This is a genomic window from Janthinobacterium sp. MP5059B (genome assembly GCF_001758645.1).
In the GTDB taxonomy this organism is placed as follows: domain Bacteria; phylum Pseudomonadota; class Gammaproteobacteria; order Burkholderiales; family Burkholderiaceae_D; genus Janthinobacterium; species Janthinobacterium lividum.
Genome location: NZ_LRHX01000016.1, coordinates 990,524 through 1,012,797 on the forward strand (window position 1 = coordinate 990,524; position 22,274 = coordinate 1,012,797).

General features: G+C 61.8%; 21 protein-coding genes. 14 read left to right on the forward strand and 7 right to left on the reverse strand.

What is annotated here, in order from left to right:
• Nucleotides 1-195 precede the first annotated feature (195 nt).
• The 3 genes from sucD to JAB1_RS21535 all read right to left on the reverse strand — a co-directional run bounded on the left by sucD (nt 196) and on the right by JAB1_RS21535 (nt 2,893).
• A complete protein-coding gene (gene sucD / locus JAB1_RS21525) occupies nt 196-1,077 on the reverse strand; it encodes a succinate--CoA ligase subunit alpha (RefSeq protein WP_034746085.1) in 882 nt (293 codons plus the stop codon).
• 13 nt (nt 1,078-1,090) lie between these two features.
• Complete coding sequence (sucC, locus tag JAB1_RS21530; protein ID WP_034788653.1) at nt 1,091-2,260, reverse strand: ADP-forming succinate--CoA ligase subunit beta; 1,170 nt, start codon at nt 2,258-2,260, stop codon at nt 1,091-1,093.
• Between the two features lie 72 nt (nt 2,261-2,332).
• Nucleotides 2,333-2,893: a DUF2889 domain-containing protein gene (locus JAB1_RS21535; protein ID WP_034788654.1), complete on the reverse strand. Its 561-nt coding sequence runs from the start codon at nt 2,891-2,893 to the stop codon at nt 2,333-2,335.
• A gap of 198 nt (nt 2,894-3,091) precedes the next feature.
• Between JAB1_RS21535 and JAB1_RS29670 the strand changes: the two genes are divergently transcribed.
• Complete coding sequence (locus JAB1_RS29670) at nt 3,092-3,301, forward strand: hypothetical protein (protein ID WP_139144628.1); 210 nt, start codon at nt 3,092-3,094, stop codon at nt 3,299-3,301.
• Between the two features lie 83 nt (nt 3,302-3,384).
• Here JAB1_RS29670 and recX read toward each other — a convergent pair whose 3' ends face one another.
• Both recX and recA read right to left on the reverse strand, forming a co-directional pair.
• The gene (recX, locus tag JAB1_RS21540) at nt 3,385-3,840 is read right to left on the reverse strand and encodes a recombination regulator RecX (RefSeq protein WP_070254658.1); all 456 of its coding nucleotides are present in this window, start codon (nt 3,838-3,840) and stop codon (nt 3,385-3,387) included.
• A 227-nt stretch (nt 3,841-4,067) separates the two neighbouring features.
• A complete protein-coding gene (gene recA, locus JAB1_RS21545) occupies nt 4,068-5,171 on the reverse strand; it encodes a recombinase RecA (RefSeq protein WP_034788660.1) in 1,104 nt (367 codons plus the stop codon).
• A gap of 241 nt (nt 5,172-5,412) precedes the next feature.
• Here recA and JAB1_RS21550 point away from each other — a divergent pair, with 241 nt between their 5' ends.
• From JAB1_RS21550 to JAB1_RS21570, 5 genes are all read left to right on the forward strand, one after another.
• Complete coding sequence (locus JAB1_RS21550) at nt 5,413-6,147, forward strand: response regulator transcription factor (RefSeq protein ID WP_034746066.1); 735 nt, start codon at nt 5,413-5,415, stop codon at nt 6,145-6,147.
• Complete coding sequence (locus JAB1_RS21555) at nt 6,144-7,682, forward strand: sensor histidine kinase (RefSeq protein ID WP_230520490.1); 1,539 nt, start codon at nt 6,144-6,146, stop codon at nt 7,680-7,682. Before JAB1_RS21550 ends, JAB1_RS21555 begins: the two co-directional genes overlap by 4 nt.
• Nucleotides 7,675-7,980: a DUF4212 domain-containing protein gene (locus JAB1_RS21560; RefSeq protein ID WP_070281688.1), complete on the forward strand. Its 306-nt coding sequence runs from the start codon at nt 7,675-7,677 to the stop codon at nt 7,978-7,980. The genes JAB1_RS21555 and JAB1_RS21560 overlap by 8 nt, the downstream gene beginning before the upstream one ends.
• Nucleotides 7,977-10,025: a sodium:solute symporter family protein gene (locus JAB1_RS21565; RefSeq protein WP_070281689.1), complete on the forward strand. Its 2,049-nt coding sequence runs from the start codon at nt 7,977-7,979 to the stop codon at nt 10,023-10,025. The genes JAB1_RS21560 and JAB1_RS21565 overlap by 4 nt, the downstream gene beginning before the upstream one ends.
• Nucleotides 10,026-10,142: 117 nt before the next feature.
• Nucleotides 10,143-11,369 carry a 6-phosphofructokinase gene (locus JAB1_RS21570; RefSeq protein ID WP_034788665.1) on the forward strand — a complete coding sequence of 409 codons (1,227 nt, stop codon included), beginning with the start codon at nt 10,143-10,145 and terminating at the stop codon, nt 11,367-11,369.
• On the opposite strand, the gene JAB1_RS21575 is transcribed toward JAB1_RS21570, so the two are convergent.
• Nucleotides 11,366-12,214 (reverse strand): IclR family transcriptional regulator, encoded by an 849-nt coding sequence (locus tag JAB1_RS21575; protein ID WP_083299882.1) that lies wholly within the window; start codon nt 12,212-12,214, stop codon nt 11,366-11,368. The two genes, JAB1_RS21570 and JAB1_RS21575, sit on opposite strands and share 4 nt — an antisense overlap.
• 163 nt (nt 12,215-12,377) lie before the next feature.
• Between JAB1_RS21575 and JAB1_RS21580 the strand changes: the two genes are divergently transcribed.
• Nucleotides 12,378-13,994: a choline dehydrogenase gene (locus JAB1_RS21580; RefSeq protein WP_034788671.1), complete on the forward strand. Its 1,617-nt coding sequence runs from the start codon at nt 12,378-12,380 to the stop codon at nt 13,992-13,994.
• 130 nt (nt 13,995-14,124) lie between these two features.
• The gene (locus tag JAB1_RS21585; protein WP_034788673.1) at nt 14,125-15,456 is read left to right on the forward strand and encodes an MFS transporter; all 1,332 of its coding nucleotides are present in this window, start codon (nt 14,125-14,127) and stop codon (nt 15,454-15,456) included.
• A 64-nt stretch (nt 15,457-15,520) separates the two neighbouring features.
• On the opposite strand, the gene purM is transcribed toward JAB1_RS21585, so the two are convergent.
• Nucleotides 15,521-16,564 carry a phosphoribosylformylglycinamidine cyclo-ligase gene (gene purM / locus JAB1_RS21590; protein WP_034788683.1) on the reverse strand — a complete coding sequence of 348 codons (1,044 nt, stop codon included), beginning with the start codon at nt 16,562-16,564 and terminating at the stop codon, nt 15,521-15,523.
• A gap of 188 nt (nt 16,565-16,752) precedes the next feature.
• Here purM and JAB1_RS21595 point away from each other — a divergent pair, with 188 nt between their 5' ends.
• The 6 genes from JAB1_RS21595 (at nt 16,753) to panB (ending at nt 22,228) form a co-directional block, all read left to right on the forward strand.
• Nucleotides 16,753-17,835 carry an AI-2E family transporter gene (locus JAB1_RS21595; RefSeq protein WP_070281690.1) on the forward strand — a complete coding sequence of 361 codons (1,083 nt, stop codon included), beginning with the start codon at nt 16,753-16,755 and terminating at the stop codon, nt 17,833-17,835.
• A gap of 216 nt (nt 17,836-18,051) precedes the next feature.
• A complete protein-coding gene (gene hda, locus JAB1_RS21600; RefSeq protein ID WP_058048421.1) occupies nt 18,052-18,720 on the forward strand; it encodes a DnaA regulatory inactivator Hda in 669 nt (222 codons plus the stop codon).
• Nucleotides 18,720-19,391, forward strand: coding sequence for an HAD family hydrolase (locus tag JAB1_RS21605; RefSeq protein WP_070254851.1), 672 nt, complete (start codon nt 18,720-18,722; stop codon nt 19,389-19,391). The genes hda and JAB1_RS21605 overlap by 1 nt, the downstream gene beginning before the upstream one ends.
• Nucleotides 19,384-20,754 carry a polynucleotide adenylyltransferase PcnB gene (gene pcnB / locus JAB1_RS21610; RefSeq protein WP_070281691.1) on the forward strand — a complete coding sequence of 457 codons (1,371 nt, stop codon included), beginning with the start codon at nt 19,384-19,386 and terminating at the stop codon, nt 20,752-20,754. Before JAB1_RS21605 ends, pcnB begins: the two co-directional genes overlap by 8 nt.
• Entirely contained in the window at nt 20,754-21,242 is a 489-nt protein-coding gene (folK, locus tag JAB1_RS21615; RefSeq protein WP_070281880.1) for a 2-amino-4-hydroxy-6-hydroxymethyldihydropteridine diphosphokinase, read from the forward strand. Before pcnB ends, folK begins: the two co-directional genes overlap by 1 nt.
• Nucleotides 21,243-21,352: 110 nt before the next feature.
• Nucleotides 21,353-22,228 (forward strand): 3-methyl-2-oxobutanoate hydroxymethyltransferase, encoded by an 876-nt coding sequence (gene panB / locus JAB1_RS21620; RefSeq protein WP_175445090.1) that lies wholly within the window; start codon nt 21,353-21,355, stop codon nt 22,226-22,228.
• Nucleotides 22,229-22,274: the final 46 nt, after the last annotated feature.

Genomic DNA, 22,274 nt, shown 5'->3' on the forward strand with positions numbered 1-22,274 from the left:
TTGCTCACGCCGTGCATGGTGCAAGCGCCATGCCAGCGGCGCGCCCGGGCAGCGGCGGCGCACGTGGAAAGAAAAGCGACGCATTTGGGCCGATTCGGACCAGCGACGTCGTCCCGGGCCGGGATGCGGCCTGTCTTGCGGACAAAAAAAAAGGAGCCGAAGCTCCTTTTTTGTACTGCGGTGGCCGGGCTGGAATTACAGCATGGCTTTCAGCAGACGCGCCATTTCCGACGGGTTTTTGGTCACGGTGATGCCGCAAGCTTCCATGATTTCCAGCTTGGCTTGTGCCGTATCGGCACCGCCCGAGATCAGCGCGCCGGCGTGGCCCATGCGCTTGCCTGGAGGAGCGGTTACGCCAGCGATGAAGCCGACGACCGGTTTTTTCATGTTGTCTTTGATCCAATAAGCCGCGTTGGCTTCGTCCGGACCGCCGATTTCGCCGATCATGATGACCGCGTCGGTATCTGGATCATCATTGAACATCTTCATGATGTCGATGTGCTTCAGACCGTTGATCGGGTCGCCGCCGATGCCGACTGCCGACGATTGGCCCAGGCCCAGTGCGGTCAGCTGACCCACTGCTTCATAGGTCAGGGTGCCCGAACGCGACACCACGCCGATACGGCCCTTCTTGTGGATGTGACCTGGCATGATGCCGATCTTGATTTCGTCTGGCGTGATCAAGCCTGGGCAGTTAGGGCCCAGCAGCAAGGTTTTGCTGTTGGCTTTGGCCATGCGGTCTTTCAAAGCCATCATGTCGCGGACAGGAATGCCTTCGGTGATGCAAATGGCCAGATCCATTTCAGCTTCGACAGCTTCCCAGATCGCCGCTGCCGCGCCTGCTGGCGGTACGTAGATGACGGAAACGTTGGCGCCGGTTTCTTTTTTCGCTTCGGTAACGTTAGCGAAAATAGGAATGCCTTCGAAATCTTCGCCGGCTTTCTTCGGGTTCACGCCTGCCACGAAGGCAGCTTTGCCGTTCGCGTAGTCGCGGCAACCGCGGGTGTGGAACTGGCCGGTCTTGCCGGTGATCCCTTGGGTAACGACTTTGGTATCTTTATTGATCAGAATGGACATGTTGATTCCTTAATTAAGCTTGACCGGCAGCAGCGGCAACGACGCTCTTGGCTGCATCTTCCATGGTGTCGGCTGCGATGATAGGCAGACCGGAATCGGCCAGCATCTTTTTGCCCAGGTCTTCGTTGGTGCCCTTCATGCGCACGACCAGCGGTACGTTCAGCGAGACGGCTTTCACTGCGGCGATAACGCCTTCAGCGATCACGTCGCAACGCATGATGCCGCCGAAAATGTTCACCAGGATAGCTTTCAGGCCTGGGTTTTTCAGCATGATCTTGAACGCTTCGGTCACTTTTTCTGCCGTGGCGCCGCCGCCGACGTCCAGGAAGTTGGCTGGCTCGCCGCCGAACAGTTTGATCGTGTCCATGGTGGCCATGGCCAGGCCGGCGCCGTTCACCAGGCAACCGATGTTGCCGTCGAGCGAGATGTAGGCCAGGTCGAATTTCGACGCTTCGATTTCAGCTGGATCTTCTTCGTCCAGATCGCGCAGGGCGATGATTTCCGGATGACGGAACAGGGCGTTCGGGTCAAAGTTGAACTTGGCGTCCAGGGCGATGACCTTGCCGCTGCCGGTGACGATCAGCGGATTGATTTCGGCCAGCGAGCAATCGGTTTCCCAGTATGCCTTGTACAGGCCTTGCAGGTTGACGCGGGCGTCGACGATGGAACCGGCAGGCACGCCGATTTTGGTCGCGATGTCGTCTGCCTGGGCATCGGTCAGGCCAACGCTCGGCTCGATGGTGACGTGGTGGATCTTCTCTGGGTGGCTCTCGGCCACTTCTTCGATGTCCATGCCGCCTTCGGACGATGCCATCAGGACGATTTTCTGGGTAACGCGGTCGGTGACCAGCGAAACGTACAGTTCCTGTTTGATGTCGGCGCCTTCTTCCACCAGCAGGCGGTTGACTTTCTGGCCTTCGGCGCTGGTCTGATGCGTGATCAGCTGCATGCCCATGATCTGGTCAGCGTATTCCTTGACCTGTTCCATCGATTTTGCCACTTTCACGCCGCCGCCCTTGCCGCGGCCACCTGCGTGGATCTGCGCCTTGACAACCCACACCGGGCCGCCCAGGGTTTCCGCAGCCTTGACGGCTTCTTCGACGGACATGCACGGAATACCGCGTGGTACCGTCACTCCGAATTGCCGGAGGATTTCTTTGGCTTGATACTCATGGATTTTCATGCTGGCTTCCCTTCTGATACTGATGTGTAAAAATACGGTTAGTGGTGCAAAAAAAACAGGAAAGCGCCGGGGTCACGGCTTGGCTACCCAGCGCGGGTAATACTGTGCAACTGCCCCGCCATCCGTGCGCAGGGCGTGGCATTTGTCGAGTTGAAACGGCTTTTCATGCGATAAGTCAGCATTCGCACCGTCGCGGGTCGACCAGACATCGCCGGCAAATGCCTGAACCGTCGCAGTCGGCAAGACTTGCGCCAGTTCGGTCAAATGGGTACAGCCGGCGATTCCCGCCAGGCGCTGTTTCAAGTCGCGGCGGAAATTCTTCAATAAATTCAGACCGATCAGCGCCCTGTAAGCGGGGCCGATGGTATCGCAAAAACCGGGATAGGGTACGGCATCGGAGGCAGCCTCGGCCTCGACAATGTTCAGTTCGCGATCGACGGTAATGCGTAAATGGAGGTCATGCAGAGGGGCGCCGGCGGGACGGGGGCCGGAGGCCAGGGTCGCGTCATAGCTTTTGATATCGGTGATATGGGCGTCAATATCCCACAGGCCGTCGTCGCGCACATACGCTTGGACGTCGATAACACGGGAGTGCCGTAGGGCGCGCCGGGATACGGGAGTTGACAGGGGCATAAGACCGATGCCGCTTGCGCGGCCATAATTTAGTAAGCAGCCATGTGCCTAAAGCACTCTGTTCGCAGCTTCTACGAACAGCAACCGCACCTGCGGCGCCGCAAAAACCCTAAAAGTGTAGCACACTGGGCGCTGGTTGCGCCGCAACATAATTTTTCATTGCTTCGATAAAAACATTTCAAAGCATAAAGAATACACATGGAAATTCACACCGTTATCACGGATGGTGATGATAGATATGGCCGATGGATGCCGCGAAATACCTCAGATTGCCGCGCCGGCCCAGCCGACAGCAGCGCGGCCAAGCCCGGCCCCATGCAGCGCAACAATATGCCATCCGATTGCCAGGCGGATGGCAAGGAAAGTGAACTTACCAGTAAAACAATGATCTGGAGCGAGCTTGCCTGACAAGCAAGGTACAGGGCAGCCCTGAACTGTTGCAGATGGAACACAGCGAGACCAGGGCCAGCTGGACGGTCAGCGGCGCGCACCTAGTCGTCCTCGGGCTCCAGTCCCTTCAAGGCCACCTGCACGGCACGCTGGGAAAAACCGCGCTGCATCAGGAAGCGCATCTGCTTGTTGCGCTGCTCGGCATCCTGCGCCACCTCGCCAAATTTGCGGCGCCACACCTCGCAGGCGCGCGCAACCTCCCCTTCGGCCAGGCCCGCCTTGAGTTCCTGCAAGGCCTCGCCCCCGATGCCGTGGCTTTGCAATTCCGCCATGATGCGGCTATTGCCGAAACGGGCCGAGCGGCGGTGGATCAGCGACTCGGAAAAACGCTCCTGCGACAGCCAGTTCGCTTGCTCCAGGCTGTCGAGCAAGGCTTCCACATCATCGCCCTCCTGCGCATGGCGCTGCAGCTTGCGCCGCAATTCCATGCGACTATGTTCGCGCATCGACAGAAAGCGTAGCGCCCTGCCTTTCAGGCTTAGTTGTACTGCGGCCATACACCCACCTTGTCTTTCATTCCACAATCAAGCCATCCAAACACAATCGCCGCCCGGCGCAACAGCGCGGGACGGCGATCGTGGTCATACTATGCGGCGAGCCGCGCGTAGGTCGGATTAGGCCCCTTGGGCCGTAATCCGACAACATTGTTGGCGTCTGCTCCGACAACATTGTTGACGTCTGTGGTGTTGTCGGATTACGCGCGGCTTTGCCGCGCTAATCCGACCTACTCTGCCTTGGCTTCCGCAGCCTTGGCGGCCTTGTCGGCGGCTTTATCCGCTTTTTCCGGCTTTTCAGCGGCCAGCGGCGGCAGTTCGCGCACGCCCAGCGAAGCACGGACCTTGTTTTCGATTTCGCGGGCCAGCGCCGGACGCTCTTGCAGGAAGGCACGGGCGTTGTCCTTGCCCTGGCCGATGCGTTCGCCGTTGTAGCTGTACCACGAACCGGATTTTTCCACGATCTTGGCATCCGAGCCCAGGTCCAGGATTTCGCCTTCGCGCGAGGTGCCGGCGCCGTACAGGATGTCGAAGTGCGCTTCCTTGAACGGTGGCGCGATCTTGTTCTTGACGACCTTGACCTTGGTTTCGTTGCCGATCACTTCATCGCCGGACTTGATCGAGCCGGTGCGGCGGATATCCAGGCGCACGGAGGCGTAGAATTTCAGCGCATTGCCGCCGGTGGTCGTTTCCGGGCTGCCGAACATCACGCCGATCTTCATGCGGATCTGGTTGATGAAAATGACCAGGGTATTCGTGCGGTTGATGGAACCGGTCAGCTTGCGCAGGGCTTGCGACATCAGGCGCGCTTGCAAGCCTGGCAGGGAATCGCCCATGTCGCCTTCGATCTCGGCGCGTGGCGTCAGTGCGGCCACGGAGTCGATGACGACGAGGTCGACGCTGCCCGAACGCACGAGGGCGTCGCAGATTTCCAGTGCCTGCTCGCCCGTATCCGGTTGCGAGATCAGCAATTCATGCAGGTTCACGCCCAGCTTTTGCGCGTAACCGACATCCAGCGCGTGCTCGGCATCGATAAAGGCGCAGGTGCCGCCCAGTTTTTGCATCTCAGCGATGGTTTGCAGGGTCAGGGTGGTTTTACCCGACGATTCCGGACCGTAGATTTCCACCACGCGGCCACGCGGCAAACCGCCCACGCCCAGCGCGATATCGAGGCCGAGCGAACCGGTCGACACGACTTGCACTTCTTCGATCGCTGCGCTGGCATCCATGCGCATGACCGAACCTTTGCCAAACTGCTTCTCGATCTGCGCCAGTGCGGCGGCGAGCGCCTTGGCTTTTTCCGATGCGGGTACTACAGCTTTTTTATCGTCCATATGTTCTTTCAGCCGTTCTACAGTTGCGGATTCACGTGAATCCCGCAGCCTGCGATAGCGCCAGTGGGTTAAATTCTTTACACAGACAGTACTGTATAAAAAAACAGTGATCAATGCAAGCGGAACGTGGATTTGTTTTGAAACAGATCAATACAAGCCTGGTTTCTCACAAAAACTCGCCACCTTGCGGAAAATGAAACACAATACAAACTTCTACCGCCGCAAGCATAGGAAGTGCACCATGCGTATTTTACTTGCCGAAGATGACAGCGTGCTGGCCGATGGCCTGACCCGCTCGCTGCGCCAGTCCGGTTATGCGATCGACTACGTCAAGACGGGCCAGGAGGCCGATACGGCCCTGTCCACCCAGGAATTCGACTTGCTGATCCTCGACCTGGGCCTGCCCAAGATGTCCGGCCTGGAAGTGCTGCGCCGCCTGCGCGCGCGCGCCTCGCTGCTGCCGGTGCTGATCCTGACGGCCGCCGATTCCATCGAGCAGCGCGTGAATGGCCTCGACCTCGGTGCCGATGATTATATGGCCAAGCCGTTCGCCTTGTCGGAACTGGAGGCAAGAGTGCGCGCCCTGACGCGCCGCGGCGCCGGCGGCGGCGCCACCATCATCAAGCACGGCCCCCTCAGCTACGACCAGGTGGGGCGCAGCGCCTACATCAACGACCAGATGCTCGACCTGTCGGCGCGCGAACTGGGCTTGCTGGAAATCCTGCTGGGCCGCACCGGCCGCCTCGTCTCGAAAGAACAACTGGTCGACCACCTGTGCGAATGGGGCGAAGAAGTGTCGAACAACGCCATCGAAGTGTATGTGCACCGCCTGCGCAAGAAGATCGAGGTGGGCGGCGTGCGCATCGCCACCGTGCGTGGCCTCGGCTATTGCCTGGAAAAATACTCGGAAGCGGCGCGCCTGAACGCCGAAGCGGGCGAATCGGCAAGCCCGGCCAGCGGACCCGCCAGCAAGTGAAGGTGCGCGAGGCGCCAGCAGACGAAGCGGACGACGACGACTGGTTCGAGCCGCCGACCACGGAGCAGGACGACACCATCGAGCATTCGCTGTTTGGCGAAATCCTCGACTGGATGCTGGCGCCCTTGCTGCTGCTGTGGCCGATGAGCATCGCCATCACCTATCTGGTGGCCAAGGGCATCGCCAATCAGCCGTTCGACCATGCGCTGGAAGACAGCGTGACCGTGCTCACGCAGCAGGTCAAGCAGGCCGACGGCGCCATGCTGCGCCGCGTGCCGGAAAAGAACAGTAACAACAAGGGGCGCGACTTCCTGCGCGGCGACGATATCGACACCCTGTATTACCTGGTGGTGGGTCCGCGCGGCGAATACCTCGACGGCGACCGCGATTTGCCGCCGCCGCAGGACCCCGACAAATACCGCAGCGGCATGGTGCTGTTTCGCAACGACACCATCCATGGCACGCCCGTGCGCGTGGCGTTCAGCTATCTCGACATTCCGTCCAGCAACAACGACGAGCCGCAGCGCGCGCTGGTGCAGGTGGCGGAAACCCTGGAAAAACGCGCCCAGCTGGCCAATGAAATCATCAAGGGCGTGATCTTGCCGCAGTTCATCATCCTGCCCGTGATCCTGGCCCTGGTCTGGTTTGCCCTGGCGCGCGGCCTGTCGCCGCTGGCGCAATTGCAGGAACGCATACGCGCCCGGCCGCCTGACGATTTATCGCCCATCGAATCGGGCCAGGTACCCGAGGAAATCACGCCGCTGGTCGGTTCGCTCAACGAGATGCTGGCGCGCCTGTCGTTGTCGATCGACATGCAGAAGCGCTTCATCGCCGATGCCGCGCACCAGATGAAAACGCCGCTGGCCGGCATGCGCATGCAATCCGAGCTGGCGCTGCGCCAGACCGACCACGACGAGATCCACCGCTCGCTGCTGCAACTGGCGAAAAGTTCGGAAGCGGCCACGCGCCTGGTCAACCAGCTGCTGGCCCTGGCGCGCGCGGAAAACCAGCCTCAGGCGGGCACGGCGTTCGAACCGATCGAGCTGAGCGAACTGGCGCGCGGCGTGGTGCAGGACTGGGTGCAAGCCTCGTTTGCCCAGCATATCGACTTGGGCTTCGAGCAGCCCGCCTATGCGATCATGATTTCCGGCAATGCCATGATGCTGCGCGAGCTGCTGAGCAACCTGATCGACAATGCCCTGCGCTACACGCCGTCGGGCGGCAGCGTCACGGTGCGCGTGCGCAGCACCCTGGAACTGGCCATCCTGGAAGTGGAAGATACGGGCCCCGGCATACCGCAAGCCGAGCGGGCCCACGTCTTCGAACGCTTTTATCGCATTCTCGGCAGCAATGTCGACGGTAGCGGCCTGGGCCTGGCCATCGTGCGCGAAATTGCCCAGCAGCATGGCGCCGAAGTCGATATTTTTAACAATCCGCGCGCGCACTCGCCGAAGCTGCCGGGCACCCTGCTGCGCCTGAGCATCGCCCTGCTGTTGCCGGACGCGCCAGAAGAGGATGAGGTCACGTATGGATAAGCCCAGCCTTCCCGCAGTGCCGTTGCGCACGCCCAACCCCGAACTGCAGGCGCGCCGCGATATCCACTGGCGCAAGACGCGGCGCCTGACGGCCATCCTGCTGCTGGTCTGGCTGCTGACGGGCTTCCTGACCGTGTTTTATGCGCGCGAACTGTTGCATTTAAATCTGTTCGGCTGGCCGCTGCCCTTCTATATGGCGGCCCAGGGCGCCTCGCTGGTGTACCTGGCCATCATCGCCTTGTATGCCTGGCGCATGCAGCGCCTCGACCGGGCTTTTCATGCAGAGGAGCACGCATGAGCGACCAGCGCAGCTTCTTTGCGCGCCTGTGCCGCTACTATTTGCTGTTTACGGCCGGTTTTGCCGCCTTCCTGCTGGCCCTGTCGGTGCTGGAACAGGAAGGCATGCCGCGCGCATGGATCGGCTACCTGTTCATGCTCGTCACCATCACCCTGTACGCCACCATCGGCGTCATCAGCCGCACCTCGAACGTCACCGAATACTATGTGGCGGGACGCAGGGTACCAGCCATGTTCAACGGCATGGCCACGGCTGCCGACTGGATTTCGGCGGCCAGCTTCATCAGCCTGGCCGGCGGCCTGTACCTGAACGGCTTTGACGGCCTGGCCTTCATCATGGGCTGGACGGGCGGCTATTGCCTGGTAGCGCTATTGATCGCCCCCTACCTGCGCAAGTTCAGCCAGTACACGATTCCCGATTTCCTCGCCGCCCGCTATGGCAGCGGTACCGACAAACGGGGTGCCAGCGTGCGCGTAGTGGCCGTGGCAGCCACCATCATCGTCTCATTTACGTATGTGGTGGCGCAGATCTACGCCGTCGGCCTGATCGCCTCGCGCTTCACGGGGGTGGATTTTTCCGTCGGGATCTTCCTGGGCCTGGCCAGCATCCTCGTCTGCTCCTTTCTTGGCGGCATGCGCGCCATCACCTGGACGCAGGTGGCGCAATACATCATCATCCTCGTCGCCTTCCTGATTCCCGCCATGTGGCTGTCGGTCAAGCATGCGGACAATCCCGTGCCGCAGATCGCCTACGGCAAGGTGCTGCCGCAACTGAGCGCGCGCGAACACGTGCTGGAAACGGACCCGAAAGAAAACGAGGTGCGTGCCATCTTCCGCCAGCGCGCCATCAGCTACCAGGCGCGCATCGACGGCTTGCCCGCCTCCTGGGAACAAGGCCGTCTGACGGCCCAGCGCCAGCTCGACAGTTTGCGCCAGCGCAATGCCTCGTTGTTCGACATCCGCAATGCGGAGCGCTACCTGATCGCCTATCCAAAAAGTCCTGATGAAGCACGCGCGCTGTGGCAGGCCGCGCAGGCGCACAACCAGAAGCGCGCCGAGCCGATCATTCCGCACGCACAGCCATTTCCCGCCGCCGACCGGGAGCAGTCCGACATCAAGCGCAACAATTTCCTGGCCCTCGTGTTTTGCATGATGCTGGGCACGGCTGCCCTGCCGCATATCCTCATGCGATCCTACACCACGCCCTCCGTGCACGAGACGCGCGTCTCCGTCTTCTGGACCCTGTTCTTCATCTTGTTGATCTACCTCACGATTCCCGCGCTGGCCGTGCTGGTCAAGTACGATATTTACTCGGCTCTTGTGGGCACGCAATACGCGAACCTGCCCACCTGGGTGTCGTACTGGGCCAACGTGGACAAGCTCAGTCCCCTGATCAGCATCGTCGATGTCAACCGCGACGGCATCGTGCAACTGGCGGAAATATCCATCGATGCCGACGTGCTGGTGCTGGCCACGCCCGAGATCGCCGGCCTGCCTTACGTCATTTCCGGCCTGGTGGCGGCCGGCGGCCTGGCTGCGGCCCTGTCGACGGCCGATGGCTTGCTGCTGGCCATTTCAAATGCCCTGTCGCACGACATCTATTACAAGGTGGTCGATCCCAGCGCTTCGACGCAAAAGCGCGTGACGATTTCAAAATTGCTGCTGCTGGCCGTGGCCTTCATCGCCGCCTATGCGGCCTCGCAAAAGCCGGCGGACATTTTGTCGCTGGTGGGCGTGGCGTTTTCCCTGGCCGCCTCGACCCTGTTCCCGCCGCTGGTACTGGGCGTGTTCTGGAAACGCGCCAACTACCAGGGTGCGCTGGCCGGCATGCTGACGGGCTTTGGCGTATGCCTGTATTACATGCTGCACACCAGCACCATGTTGGGCGGTAATGCCAGCGGTCAATGGTTTCATATCGCCCCCATCTCCGCCGGCATCTTCGGCGTGCCGGCCGGCCTGGCCGCCGCCGTGCTGGTCAGCTGGCTGACACCGGCGCCTGGACGCCGCAGCACGGGGCTGGTCGAGCATATCCGGGCACCGGAGTAAAAGCCGATCAAGGCCTGGGGTGGCGTGGAAAAATTCCGTGACAGAACCATCGGAAAAGACAGCGCCCCGGTAAAAAAGGAGTAGGCTGGAGGGCCGTTCCACTTACGAGGAAATCCCATGCCGTCTGGAAAAATTCTTGTTGCCCAGGGAGGCGGCCCCACTGCCGTCATCAACCAGTCGCTGGTGGGCGTGGTGCTCGAATCGCGGCGCTTTCAACATGTCACGCGCGTGTATGGCGCGCTGCATGGGGTGCGTGGCATCGTCAATGAAGAGTTCGTCGATCTGACGCAGGAAACCAGCCATAACCTGGAACTGGTGGCCGCCACGCCCTCGTCGGCCCTCGGCTCCACGCGCGACAAGCCGGACATTGCCTACTGCCAGCAAATCTTCGAAGTGCTGCGCGCGCACGAGATCGAACATTTTTTTTACATCGGCGGCAACGACTCGTCCGACACGGTGCGCATCGTCAGCGAGGAAGCGCACAAGGCCGGCTATCCGCTGCGCTGCATCCACATTCCGAAAACCATCGACAACGACCTGGTGGGCAGCGACCACACGCCAGGCTTTCCGTCTGCCGCGCGTTTCGTCGCGCAGGCGTTCGCCGGCGCCAACCTCGATAACGCGGCCCTGCCCGGCGTGTACGTGGGCGTCGTGATGGGCCGCCACGCGGGATTTCTGACGGCCGCCTCGGCATTGGGCAAGAAGTTTCCCGACGATGGCCCGCACCTGATCTATCTGCCCGAGCGCGTCTTCGTGCTGGAACAATTTCTTGCCGACGTGAAGGCGACCTATGAAAAACATGGCCGCTGCGTGATCGCCGTCTCGGAAGGCATCCACGACGCGTCGGGCGAACCGATCGCCAGCTTGCTGGCCAAACAGGTGGGCAATGAAGTGGAGCGCGATGCGCACGGCAACGTGCAATTGTCCGGCACGGGCGCGCTGGCCGACCTGCTGTGCGACGAGATCAAGGCGAAACTGGGCATCAAGCGCGTGCGCGGCGATACCTTCGGCTATCTGCAGCGCTCCTTCATCGGCTGCGTCTCTGATGTAGATCAACGCGAAGCCCGCGAAGTGGGCGAGAAGGCGGTGCAGTTCGCCATGTGGGGCGACCGCGATGGTTCCGTCGCCATCAAGCGCACGGGCTTTTATTCCGTTGATTATGAATTGCTGCCGCTCACCGAGGTAGCAGGCAAGACGCGCACCATGGAAGACGAATTCATCAGCGCCAGCGGCACGGACGTGACGGATGCGTTCCGCCTGTATCTGCGCCCGCTGCTGGGCTCGGGCATGCCCGATGCGTTCCGCCTGCGCGCGGCGAAAGTGGCCAAGGTCTTGAAACCCTAGCTGTTTTCCGCCAGCAACAGCGGCCGCAACTTGACGGCCGCCTCCTTGAGCTGGGGCACATGCTGCATCAGCTGCTCCACGGACTTTCTCGCCACGGGCGCGTGGCAGGCGACGGCCGCCACGATGCGCCCGTCGGCCGCGCAGATGGGCACGGCCACGGCTACCATACCGTGCACGAATTCCTCGTCGTCGATGCCGATGCCCAGGCGGGCGATGCGCACGATCTCGCGTTCCAGCAGCACGGGATCCGTGATGCTTTTCGGCGTGCGCGCCTGCAGGGTCAGCATGGCCAGCAACTCGCGCCTTTCCAGCAAATTCATATGCGCCAGGAATAGTTTCCCACTCGCCGTGCAATGCATGGGCGCCCGGCTGCCCAGCACCAGATGCAGGCGCAGCGGTTCCTGCGTTTCCACGCGGTCCACATAGACGATCGCATTACCCTCGGGAATGGCCAGGTTGCACGTCTCGCCCGTGACCGCCACCAGACTGCCCAGGATGCTGCGGCTCACGCGGATCAGGGCATTGTTGCGCAGGGTGGCCAGCGCCAGGTTGGTGGAAGCGGCACCGGGCACGTAGCCGCGTCCCACGGGCGTGCGCAGCACATAACCATGTTGTTCCAGGGTATCGAGCAGCCGCATCATGCTGGCCTTGGGCACTTGCATGCGCGCGGCCAGCTGCGACAAGGTCAATGGCTGGCTGGCGCTGGCCAGGTGCTCGATCAGGCGCAGCACGCGCAATCCCCGCGCCTCGTCGCCATGGCTGGCCGCCGCACTGGCAACTACCGCGCCACCCGCCGAGCTGTCTTCTTCGGCCTCGGCCTGCCGTTTTTGAAACGCATCATGCATGTTCTGTTTCACCTCTCGCGTATGCGGCTGTTTCCGCTTGTCCCGGTGCTGCACGTCTTTTATAAATGGAACCAGACGTTCCAAAAATAATCAATAAAGACCAGTGTATCGCAAAAAACGCCCATCGAGGCGGCTAGATACCGCAACGCAGGAGACAAGAGCAATGTTGCAAACACACTACGATTACATCGTGGTCGGCGCCGGTTCCGCCGGCTGCGTGCTGGCCAACCGCCTGTCGCACGACAGCAACAATCAGGTATTGCTGCTGGAAGCAGGCGGCAAGGACAACAATCCGTGGATACACGTGCCGGTCGGCTATTTCAAGACCATGCACGACCCCAGGCTGGACTGGTGCTACCGCACGGAAGCGGACGCCGGCATCGCCGGGCGCCAGCTGCAATGGCCGCGCGGCAAGGTCTTGGGCGGCTCCAGTTCGCTCAACGGCTTGCTGTACGTGCGGGGGCAGAAGGAAGATTACGACCGCTGGGCCGAACTGGGCAATGCAGGCTGGAGCTATGCCGACATCTTGCCCTATTTCAAGAAATCGGAAGACCAGGAACGGGGCGCCAGCGATTACCACGGCGTGGGTGGCCCCTTGAAAGTGTCGGACTTGCGCCTGCGCCGTCCCATCGCGGAACACTTTATTGCCGGCGCCACGGAAAGCGGCATTCCCTTCAATGCCGACTACAACGGCGCCACGCAGGAAGGCGTCGGCTATTTCCAGCAAACGGCCAGCAAGGGTTTGCGCTGGAGCACGGCCAAAGCCTTTTTGCGGCCGGCCCGCAAGCGTGCCAACCTGCGCGTGGAAGTGCGCGCGCAAATCACGCGCGTGCTGTTCGAGGGCAAGCGCGCCGTCGGCATCGAATTCCGCCAGGATGGCCAGCTGCGCCAGGCGCGCGCCAGCGGCGAAGTGATTTTATGCGCGGGCGCCATCGGCTCGCCGCAAATCCTGCAATGCTCGGGCGTGGGCCCACGCGCCCTGCTCGAGGAAGTGGGCGTGCCGCTGGTGCACGACTTGCCCGGCGTGGGACAGAACCTGCAAGACCATCTGCAAATCCGCCTGGTCTTCAAGACGCGGCTGAAAACCCTGAACGATGAAGTCAACAGCCTGTGGGGCAAGCTGTGGGTGGGCATGCAGTATGTGTTTTCCCGCTCGGGGCCCTTGACCTTGGCGGCCAGCCAGGTGACGGTGTTTACCAGGTCGTCGCCCGAGGTGGAGCGGCCCGACATCCAGTTCCACATGCAGCCACTGAGCGCCGACAAGCCGGGCGAAGGCGCGCATCCGTTTTCCGCCTTTACGTCGTCCGTGTGCCAGCTGCGCCCGCACAGCCGTGGCCACGTGTCGATCAAATCCGCCGATCCCCTCGCCTATCCGGGCATCTATCCGAATTATCTGTCCGACCCGCGCGACCAGCAGACGGCAATTGCCGCCCTGCGCGTGGCGCGAAAAATCGCCGCTGCACCGTCGCTGGCGCCGCACATCATTTCCGAGTTCGTGCCCGGCCCGCAGTTCGAGACGGATGCGGAATTGCTGGACGCGGCGCGGCGCTTCAGCCAGTCGATCTACCACCCGAGCGGCACCTGCAAGATGGGACATGACGCCATGGCCGTCGTCGATGACCGCCTGCGCGTGCACGGCATGCAGAACCTGCGCGTGGTCGACGCGTCGATCATGCCGGAAATCGTCTCGGGCAATACGAACGCGCCCACCATCATGATCGCCGAAAAAGCGGCCGACATGATCCTGGCGGACGCCGTGCGGCTGCCCAAGGCTGCCTAGTCCGCGCCCCACGCCACCTCACCCGGGAGGATGCCAGCGGCGGGCAGACGGCCCCGCCCCTCAATGACTTGGCAATCAGCCAGGCATCAAAAAAACACACATAATCGATATCGATTGGAGACTAGATATTATGGATAACAATACGAACAATCCGAAAAAGGCCAAAGAGCTACGGAAAGTCGTGATGGCCAGCGTGATCGGCGCCACCATCGAGTGGTACGACTTCTTTTTATACGGCGTCGTCGCCGGCATCGTGTTCAGCAAGCTGTATTTCCCGGGCGGCGATCCGCTCGTCTCGACCATGCTGGCCTACGGTACCTTTGCCGTGGGCTTTCTGTCGCGCCCCATCGGCGGCGTGATCTTCGGCCACTTCGGCGACAAGATCGGCCGTAAGAGCATGCTGGTGATGACCCTGATGATCATGGGCATCTCCACTTTCCTGATCGGCGTGCTGCCCACATATGACCACATCGGCTACTGGGCGCCCGGCCTGCTGCTGTTCCTGCGCGTGCTGCAGGGTATCGGCCTCGGTGGCGAATGGGGCGGCGCCGTGCTGATGGCGTATGAATATGCACCGCCCAAGGAGCGCGGCTTCTACGCCAGCCTGCCGCAGATCGGCCTGGCCATCGGCCTGTGCCTCGCTTCCGGCGTGGTGGCGATCCTGTCCTACAGCCTGACGGACGCGCAGTTCCTGTCCTGGGGCTGGCGCGTGGCCTTCATCCTGTCGGCGGCTCTCGTCTTCATCGGCATGTGGATACGCCTGAACGTGATGGAAACGCCGGAATTCCAGGCCGTCAAGGAGAAGAACGCGGAGACGCAGATTCCGTTTTTCGACCTGTTGAAACGCTATCCAGGCAACGTCTTGAAAGGCATGGGTGCGCGCTATATCGATGGCGTGTTCTTCAATATCTTCGGCGTGTTTTCCATCACCTATCTGACCAACACCATCAAGATCGACCGCACGGAAGCGCTGATGGGCGTGATGGCGTCGGCCGTCGTGATGTGCTTCTGCATTCCTTTCTTCGGCCGCCTGTCGGACCGCATCGGCCGCACCAAGGTGTTTTTCTGGGGTTCATTGATCACGGGCGTGTCGGCCATCCCCGCCTTCTGGATCATGCTCCATCACGCCGACAATCCGCTGCTGCTGTGGTGTTCCGTGATCATCCCGCTGGGCGTGCTGTATTCGGCCGTGTACGGCCCGGAAGCGGCCCTGTTCTGCGACCTGTTCGACGCCAAGGTGCGCTACACGGGCATCTCCTTCGTATACCAGTTCTCCGGCATCTTCGCCAGCGGCCTGACGCCCATCATCGCCACCTATTTGCTGAAAACGGGCAATGGCGAACCGTGGCACATCGTCGGCTACATCCTGTTCGCCTCCCTCGTCTCGGCCGTCAGCGTGGCCATGATCGGCAGGGGCGGCTCGCAACCGGATGGCCGCATGAAGCCGGCGCACGCGCGGTAAGCGCAGGCACGTAAAAAAAGGCAGGCCTCTCGCGAGTGCCTGCCTTTTTTATGTCGATTAAGACTTAGATGACAATCGTTTGATGCTCGTCACCCACGCGGGCGCGGATGGTGCCGATGCGCGAGACGGTTTCGCCGGCCGCTTGCAATTGCGCGATGGCGGCGTCCGCGTTTTCCTGCGAGACGATGACGGTCATGCCGATGCCGCAGTTGAAGACGCGGTGCATTTCGGCGTCAGCCACGCCGCCGTGCTGCTGCAGCCACGTGAACAGCGGCGGCATGGTCCATGCCTTCGAGTCCAGCTCGGCCACCAGGCCAGGTTGCAGCACGCGCGGGATGTTTTCCACCAGGCCGCCGCCGGTGATGTGCACCATGCCCTTGACTTCCATGGCATCCATCAGCGCCAGCAGCGGCTTGACGTAGATGCGCGTCGGCTGCATCAGCACGTCGGCCAGCTTGCGGCCGTGGAAGTCGCCTTCCAGGTCAGGTTTCGCCACTTCGATGATCTTGCGCACCAGCGAGTACCCGTTCGAGTGCACGCCCGACGAGGCCAGACCCAGCACCACGTCGCCCGGAGCGATCTTGGTGCCGTCGATGATTTTCGATTTTTCCACGGCGCCGACGGCAAAACCTGCCAAGTCGTATTCGCCGGCCGGGTACATGCTCGGCATTTCCGCCGTTTCGCCGCCGATCAGCGCGCAGCCTGCCTGTTCGCAACCCTGGGCGATGCCCTTGATGACGTCGGTGGCGATCGCCACGTCCAGCTTGCCGCATGCGAAGTAGTCGAGGAAGAACAGCGGTTCGGCGCCTTGCACCAGGATGTCGTTGACGCTCATGGCGACCAGGTCGATGCCGACCGTGTCATGGCGGTTCAGTTCGAACGCCAGGCGCAATTTGGTGCCCACGCCGTCGGTGCCCGAGACGAGCACAGGTTCCTTGTACTTCTTGCTGATTTCAAACATGGCGCCAAAACCGCCCAGGCCGCCCATCACGCCTTCGCGCAGGGTGCGCTTGGCAAACGGCTTGATTGCTTCGACTAAAGCGTCGCCTGCGTCGATATCGACGCCAGCGTCACGGTAGGAAAGGGAAACATTAGAAGTCTGGTTCATGGTGTGGTGGCAGCGGAGGCGGTAAAATAGAAGGCGGATACCCGCCGGCACGCGCGCGCAAGCATGTTTTTCAACATCGTGCGGCAGGACGCCAGCGGGTGAATTCGGTCGATCAAGTCGCTATTTTATCAAACTGCCCCGCCATTTCGTAATTAACTGCCTTTTTTTAACGCAACAGCACAAACTACATGCCATTCGCCATCACCGCCGAACAGAAGCAAACAGCATTTTGGATCGCGGTCTGGCTGGCATTTTTGCTGCTGCTCGTCAGCCTCGGTCCCATCCTGACGCCCTTCCTGGCCGCCGCCATCCTCGCCTACGTGCTCAATCCCGGCGTCGACCGGTTGCAGCGCCTGCATTACAAGCATTTTTACGTGCCCCGTCCGCTGGCCGTGCTGGTCGTCGTAGTGTTGTTTTTCCTCGCCATTACGGCGCTGGTGCTGATCGTCGTACCCGTGCTGCAAAAGGAAATCCCGCTGCTGCAGGCGCAAATCCCGCAATTCCTGAACAAGGCGAACGATTTCCTGGCGCCAAAGCTGCGCGACCTGGGCATCCGCGTGCGCCTCGATGGCACCGGCATCAAACGCATGCTGAGCCAGCAGATGGCCACCAGCGGCGATGAAATCTGGAGCACGGTACTTGCCTCGGCCCGTATCGGCGGCACGGCCGTGCTGGGCTGGCTGGCCACCGTGGTGCTGATTCCCGTGGTGCTGTTCTATCTGTTGCTGGATTGGCATCCGATGCTGGCGCGCATCGCCGGCGCCGTGCCGCGCCGCTGGGTCGGCCGCACGGTGGGCATGGCGCAGGAAGTCGATACCCTGCTGGCCCAATATCTGCGCGGCCAGCTGCTCGTCATGCTGGTGCTGGCCATGTATTACTCGGTGGCGCTGGCCATCGCCGGTTTTGAAGTCGCATTGCCTGTGGGCATCATCACGGGCTTGCTGGTGTTCATTCCCTATCTGGGCTTCGGCCTGGGCCTGATGCTGGCGCTGATCGCCGCCCTACTTCAGTTTGCCGACTGGAGCGGCGTCATCGCCGTGGCCGTCATCTATGGCTGCGGCCAGGTCATCGAAGGCTTTTTCCTCACGCCGCGCCTGGTGGGCGAGCGCATCGGCCTGAACCCGCTGGCAGTGATCTTTGCCTTATTGGCTTTCGGACAATTGTTCGGTTTCGTCGGCGTTTTGCTCGCTTTACCCGCTTCTGCCGTCCTGATGGTCGCTTTTAAGCATCTAAGACGCCACTACCTGTCCAGCACCTTCTATAATGCGTGACAAGGTGACTGACATAAGCTACTGCGCGTCGCACTTTGCGGCCGGCGATGCTCACCGTACTACAGTACGGTTGCGCTTCTCGGCCACAAATCGCTGCCGCTCGCTACGCTTCTGCCAGGCACTCGATACGACTACAATGTTAAATTAATAAAAATCCAACAACAAACGCGATGACGACGCACAAGCAGTAATGAAAAACAGGACAAGGCGTACGCCATGAAACAACTGGTGCTCGATTTAGGCACAGACCAGGCGCACAGCCTCGATACCTTCGAGGTGGGACAGAATGCCGAAGTGGCGCAGCTGATGCGCCAGTTCGCCGCGCGCACTTCGCGCGAACATTTTGCCTACCTGTGGGGCGAACTGGCCGCCGGCAAGAGCCACCTGCTCAAGGCCCTGGCCAGCACCGAGCGCGCGCGCTACATTTCGCCATTCTCGATCGAGTCCGAATTCGTGTATTCGCCTGATGTGGATTTGTACCTGCTCGACGACTGCGAAAAACTGTCGCCGCTGGCGCAGATCGATGCCTTTGCCCTGTTCAATGAAATCCGCGCCAACAAGGCCTTCATGGTGTGCAGCGGCGCCGTGCCGCCGGCCGTGCTGCCCGTGCGCGAAGACTTGCGCACACGCATGGGCTGGGGCCTGATCTATCAAATCCACGGCTTGACGGACGATGAAAAAATCGCCGCCCTGACCCAGGCGGCCACCACCCGCGGCTTGACCTTGTCGCCCGGCGTGTTACCCTATCTGCTGTCCCATTTCCGGCGCGACATGCGTTCGCTGTCGACGATGCTGGACTCTCTCGACCTCTACTCCCTTGAAACCCAACGCCCGATCACCTTGCCATTGTTGCGCGAGTTGCTGCAGGCGGAAGCGAAAGAATGATGAATCTGGCCCTGTTTGACCTCGACCACACCCTGCTGCCCATCGACTCGGATCACGAGTGGGGCGAATTCCTGGTACGCATCGGTGCCGTGGACGCCGCCGAATTCACCCGCCGTAACGACGAATTTTTCGCGCAATACCAGGCCGGCACGCTCGATCCGGTGGAATACCTGGAATTTTCCCTCGGCACCCTGGCGCAATTCCCGCGCGAACGCCTGGAAGCGCTGCACAAGCAATTCATGGCTGAAGTGGTCATGCCGGCCATCCGCCCGGAAGTCGTGGCCCTGCTGAAACAGCACCAGGACGCAGGCGACCTGCTGGCCATCGTCACGGCCACCAACCATTTCATCACCAAGCCCATCGCCGATGCGCTGGGCGTCGAGCACCTGCTGGCCGCCATGCCCGAATATGACACGCAAGGCAATGTCACGGGCAAGCTGGTAGGCACGCCGACCCTGGGCGCGGGCAAGCTGACCCACACCTACGCCTGGCTGGAAAAGATGGGCAAGGAACTGGGGCAGTTCGAGCGCAGCTATTTTTACAGCGATTCGCACAACGACATTCCCCTGCTGTCGGTCGTGACCCACCCTGTCGCGACCAACCCCAATACCGCATTGAGCGCACACGCATCCCTCCACGGCTGGCCATCACTTCACTTATTCAATGATTAAAAAATTCATCCGCAAGATCCTCGGCGTTAAAAAAGAGGCAGCGCGCGACACCACGGCACCCATCGTGCTCGGTCCTGCGCAACACGGAATCGACCCGAAACTGGTGTCGTCGAATGCCATCCGCGTCACCAGCAGCCTGCAGGAAGCGGGCTTCGAGGCCTTTGTCGTCGGCGGCGCCGTGCGCGACCTGCTGCTGGGCGTGAAACCGAAAGACTTCGACATCGCCACCAACGCCACGCCGGAACAGGTCAAGCGCTTGTTCCGCCGCGCCTTCATCATCGGCAAGCGCTTCCAGATCGTGCACGTGATGTTCGGCCAGGATTTGCTGGAAGTGACGACCTTCCGCGGCGCCGGCGCCGACTCCGCGCCCAAGGATGAACATGGCCGTGTCCTGCGCGACAATACCTTCGGCTTGCAGCACGAAGATGCGCTGCGCCGCGACTTCACCATCAACGCCATGTACTACAACCCGGCCACGCAGGAAGTGCTGGACTACCACGGCGGCGTGGAAGACATCCGCGCCAAGACCTTGCGCATGATCGGCAAGCCGGAAGAGCGCTACCGCGAAGATCCCGTGCGCATGCTGCGCGTGGTGCGCTTTGCCGCCAAGCTGAAATTCACCATCGAGCCGCACACGGCCGCGCCGATCCCCATCATGGCACCGCTGATCAACAACGTGCCCGCGCCGCGCGTGTTCGATGAAATGCTGAAACTGCTGATGAGCGGCCACGCGCTGGCCTGCCTGCAGCAGCTGCGCAAGGAAGGCTTGCATCACGGCCTGCTGCCGCTGCTCGACGTGGTGCTGGAACAGCCGCTGGGCGCAAAATTCGTCACCCTGGCGCTGGACGCCACGGACGCCCGCATCGCCGCCGGCAAGACCGTCTCGCCGGGCTTCCTGTTCGCTTCGCTGCTGTGGCACCAGGTACTGGAAAAATGGACGGCCTACCGCGCCGCCGGCGAATCGACCATTCCCGCGCTGCACCTGGCGGCCGACGACGTGCTCGATTCGCAGACGGAAAAGCTGGCCTTGCAGCGCAAGATCGGTTCCGACATGCGCGACATCTGGTCGATGCAGCCGCGCTTCGAGCGCCGGGTCGGCAAGGCGCCGTACAAGTTGCTGGAGCACCTGCGCTTCCGTGCCGGCTACGACTTCCTGCTGCTGCGCTGCGCCTCTGGCGAGATCGACATGGACATCGGCGAATGGTGGACGGCCTTTTATGAAGGCGACGAGGAAACGCGCGAAGCGCTGCTCGTCAGCGCCAATGCCGCACCGGGCACCGTCAAGAAAAAGCGCCCGCCACGCCGCAGTACGCGCAGCAAGACCGGCGGCGGCTCGGCCACCGGCGGCAGCAGCGACGAATGATGGACGCACCTGTGCTGGTCACCGCTTACATCGGCATCGGTGCCAACCTGGGCGACGCGCGCGCGAATGTGCAGGACGCGATCGCGCGCCTGGCGCGCCTGCCAGGCGCCAGCTTGCTGGACGCCTCGGCCAGCTACCGCACGGCGCCCATCGATTCGAGCGGTGACGACTACGTCAACGCCGTGGCGCGCATCACGACCACCCTGCCGGCAGAGGAACTGCTGCTCGCCCTGCACGCCATCGAGGCGGCGCATGGACGCGAGCGGCCTTACCGCAACGCCCCGCGCACCCTGGACCTGGACTTGCTGCTGTACGGCGATGAACGGATCGCCAGCGCCACGCTGACGGTGCCCCATCCGCGCATCACCGAGCGCGCCTTCGTGCTGGTGCCGCTGCTCCAACTGGCGCCCGCCGTCATCGTGTCCGGACTCGGTCCGGCGCAGGACTACCTGGCGGCCGTGGCCGATCAGGCCATCAGTCAGCTCTGACCCCAGCTCCAACCCGTTTCGCTCCCATCCTCTACAATGCCGCTCCTGCAGCAGACCGCATAAAGTACTACACTAGCGGCGTTGCACCCCTTTCACTCTAGAGAATACCTATGTCCGCTTATTTGCAAGGAACAGATCTGGCCGCAAAAGACAAGGCCGCCACACCGGCGCCGGCGCCATCCAAGCCTGTCGCCAACAAGGCCGTGACCATCCACACCCTGGCCACGCTGCGCGCCGCCGGCGAAAAGATCACCATGCTGACCTGCTATGACGCCAGCTTTGCGTCCCTGATGGACCGCTGCGGCGTGGAGATCCTGCTGATCGGCGATTCGCTCGGCATGGTCTGCAATGGCCACAACTCCACCCTGCCCGTCACCGTGGCCGAACTGGCCTACCACACGGCATCCGTGGCGCGCGGCAGCAAGTCCGCCATGATCGTTGCCGACCTGCCGTTCGGCGCCTACGGCACGCCTGAAACAGCCTATGCCAACGCCGTCATCCTGATGCAGGCTGGCGCGCACATGATCAAGATCGAGGGCGGCGCCTGGCTGGCCGAGATCGTCCGTTTCCTCACCGAACGCGGCATCCCCATCTGCGCCCACATCGGCCTGACACCGCAATTCGTGCACCAGCTGGGCGGCTATAAAGTGCAGGGCAAGAGCACGGAAAGCGCCACGGAGCTGAAGAACGACGCGCTGACGCTGCAAAACGCGGGCGCCGCCATCGTGCTGATGGAAGCGATGCCGTCGCAGCTGGGCAAGGAAGTGACGGACATGCTGACGATTCCGACGATCGGCATCGGCGCCGGTCCCGACTGCTCGGGCCAGGTCCTCGTCATGCACGACATGCTGGGTGTCTTCCCAGGCCGCAAGGCACGCTTCGTGCGCAACTTCATGGAAGGCGCGACCAGCATCGACGACGCCGTCATCGGCTATGTCAAAGCCGTCAAGGATGGCAGCTTCCCGGCGCTGGAACACTGCTTCTGACGTCGTTTGTTTTAAGTCGGCTTACGCGCTGCGCGCTAAGCCGACC

Excerpts from the sequence above, each read along its gene's own strand:
- sucD (WP_034746085.1), bottom strand. The coding sequence starts at position 1,077 with ATGTCCATTCTGATCAATAAAGATACCAAAGTCGTTACCCAAGGGATC.
- sucC (WP_034788653.1), bottom strand. The coding sequence starts at position 2,260 with ATGAAAATCCATGAGTATCAAGCCAAAGAAATCCTCCGGCAATTCGGA.
- JAB1_RS21535 (WP_034788654.1), bottom strand. The coding sequence starts at position 2,893 with ATGCCCCTGTCAACTCCCGTATCCCGGCGCGCCCTACGGCACTCCCGT.
- JAB1_RS29670 (WP_139144628.1), top strand. The coding sequence starts at position 3,092 with ATGGAAATTCACACCGTTATCACGGATGGTGATGATAGATATGGCCGA.
- recX (WP_070254658.1), bottom strand. The coding sequence starts at position 3,840 with ATGGCCGCAGTACAACTAAGCCTGAAAGGCAGGGCGCTACGCTTTCTG.
- recA (WP_034788660.1), bottom strand. The coding sequence starts at position 5,171 with ATGGACGATAAAAAAGCTGTAGTACCCGCATCGGAAAAAGCCAAGGCG.
- JAB1_RS21550 (WP_034746066.1), top strand. The coding sequence starts at position 5,413 with ATGCGTATTTTACTTGCCGAAGATGACAGCGTGCTGGCCGATGGCCTG.
- JAB1_RS21560 (WP_070281688.1), top strand. The coding sequence starts at position 7,675 with ATGGATAAGCCCAGCCTTCCCGCAGTGCCGTTGCGCACGCCCAACCCC.
- JAB1_RS21565 (WP_070281689.1), top strand. The coding sequence starts at position 7,977 with ATGAGCGACCAGCGCAGCTTCTTTGCGCGCCTGTGCCGCTACTATTTG.
- JAB1_RS21570 (WP_034788665.1), top strand. The coding sequence starts at position 10,143 with ATGCCGTCTGGAAAAATTCTTGTTGCCCAGGGAGGCGGCCCCACTGCC.
- JAB1_RS21575 (WP_083299882.1), bottom strand. The coding sequence starts at position 12,214 with ATGCATGATGCGTTTCAAAAACGGCAGGCCGAGGCCGAAGAAGACAGC.
- JAB1_RS21580 (WP_034788671.1), top strand. The coding sequence starts at position 12,378 with ATGTTGCAAACACACTACGATTACATCGTGGTCGGCGCCGGTTCCGCC.
- JAB1_RS21585 (WP_034788673.1), top strand. The coding sequence starts at position 14,125 with ATGGATAACAATACGAACAATCCGAAAAAGGCCAAAGAGCTACGGAAA.
- purM (WP_034788683.1), bottom strand. The coding sequence starts at position 16,564 with ATGAACCAGACTTCTAATGTTTCCCTTTCCTACCGTGACGCTGGCGTC.
- JAB1_RS21595 (WP_070281690.1), top strand. The coding sequence starts at position 16,753 with ATGCCATTCGCCATCACCGCCGAACAGAAGCAAACAGCATTTTGGATC.
- hda (WP_058048421.1), top strand. The coding sequence starts at position 18,052 with ATGAAACAACTGGTGCTCGATTTAGGCACAGACCAGGCGCACAGCCTC.
- JAB1_RS21605 (WP_070254851.1), top strand. The coding sequence starts at position 18,720 with ATGAATCTGGCCCTGTTTGACCTCGACCACACCCTGCTGCCCATCGAC.
- pcnB (WP_070281691.1), top strand. The coding sequence starts at position 19,384 with ATGATTAAAAAATTCATCCGCAAGATCCTCGGCGTTAAAAAAGAGGCA.
- folK (WP_070281880.1), top strand. The coding sequence starts at position 20,754 with ATGGACGCACCTGTGCTGGTCACCGCTTACATCGGCATCGGTGCCAAC.
- panB (WP_175445090.1), top strand. The coding sequence starts at position 21,353 with ATGTCCGCTTATTTGCAAGGAACAGATCTGGCCGCAAAAGACAAGGCC.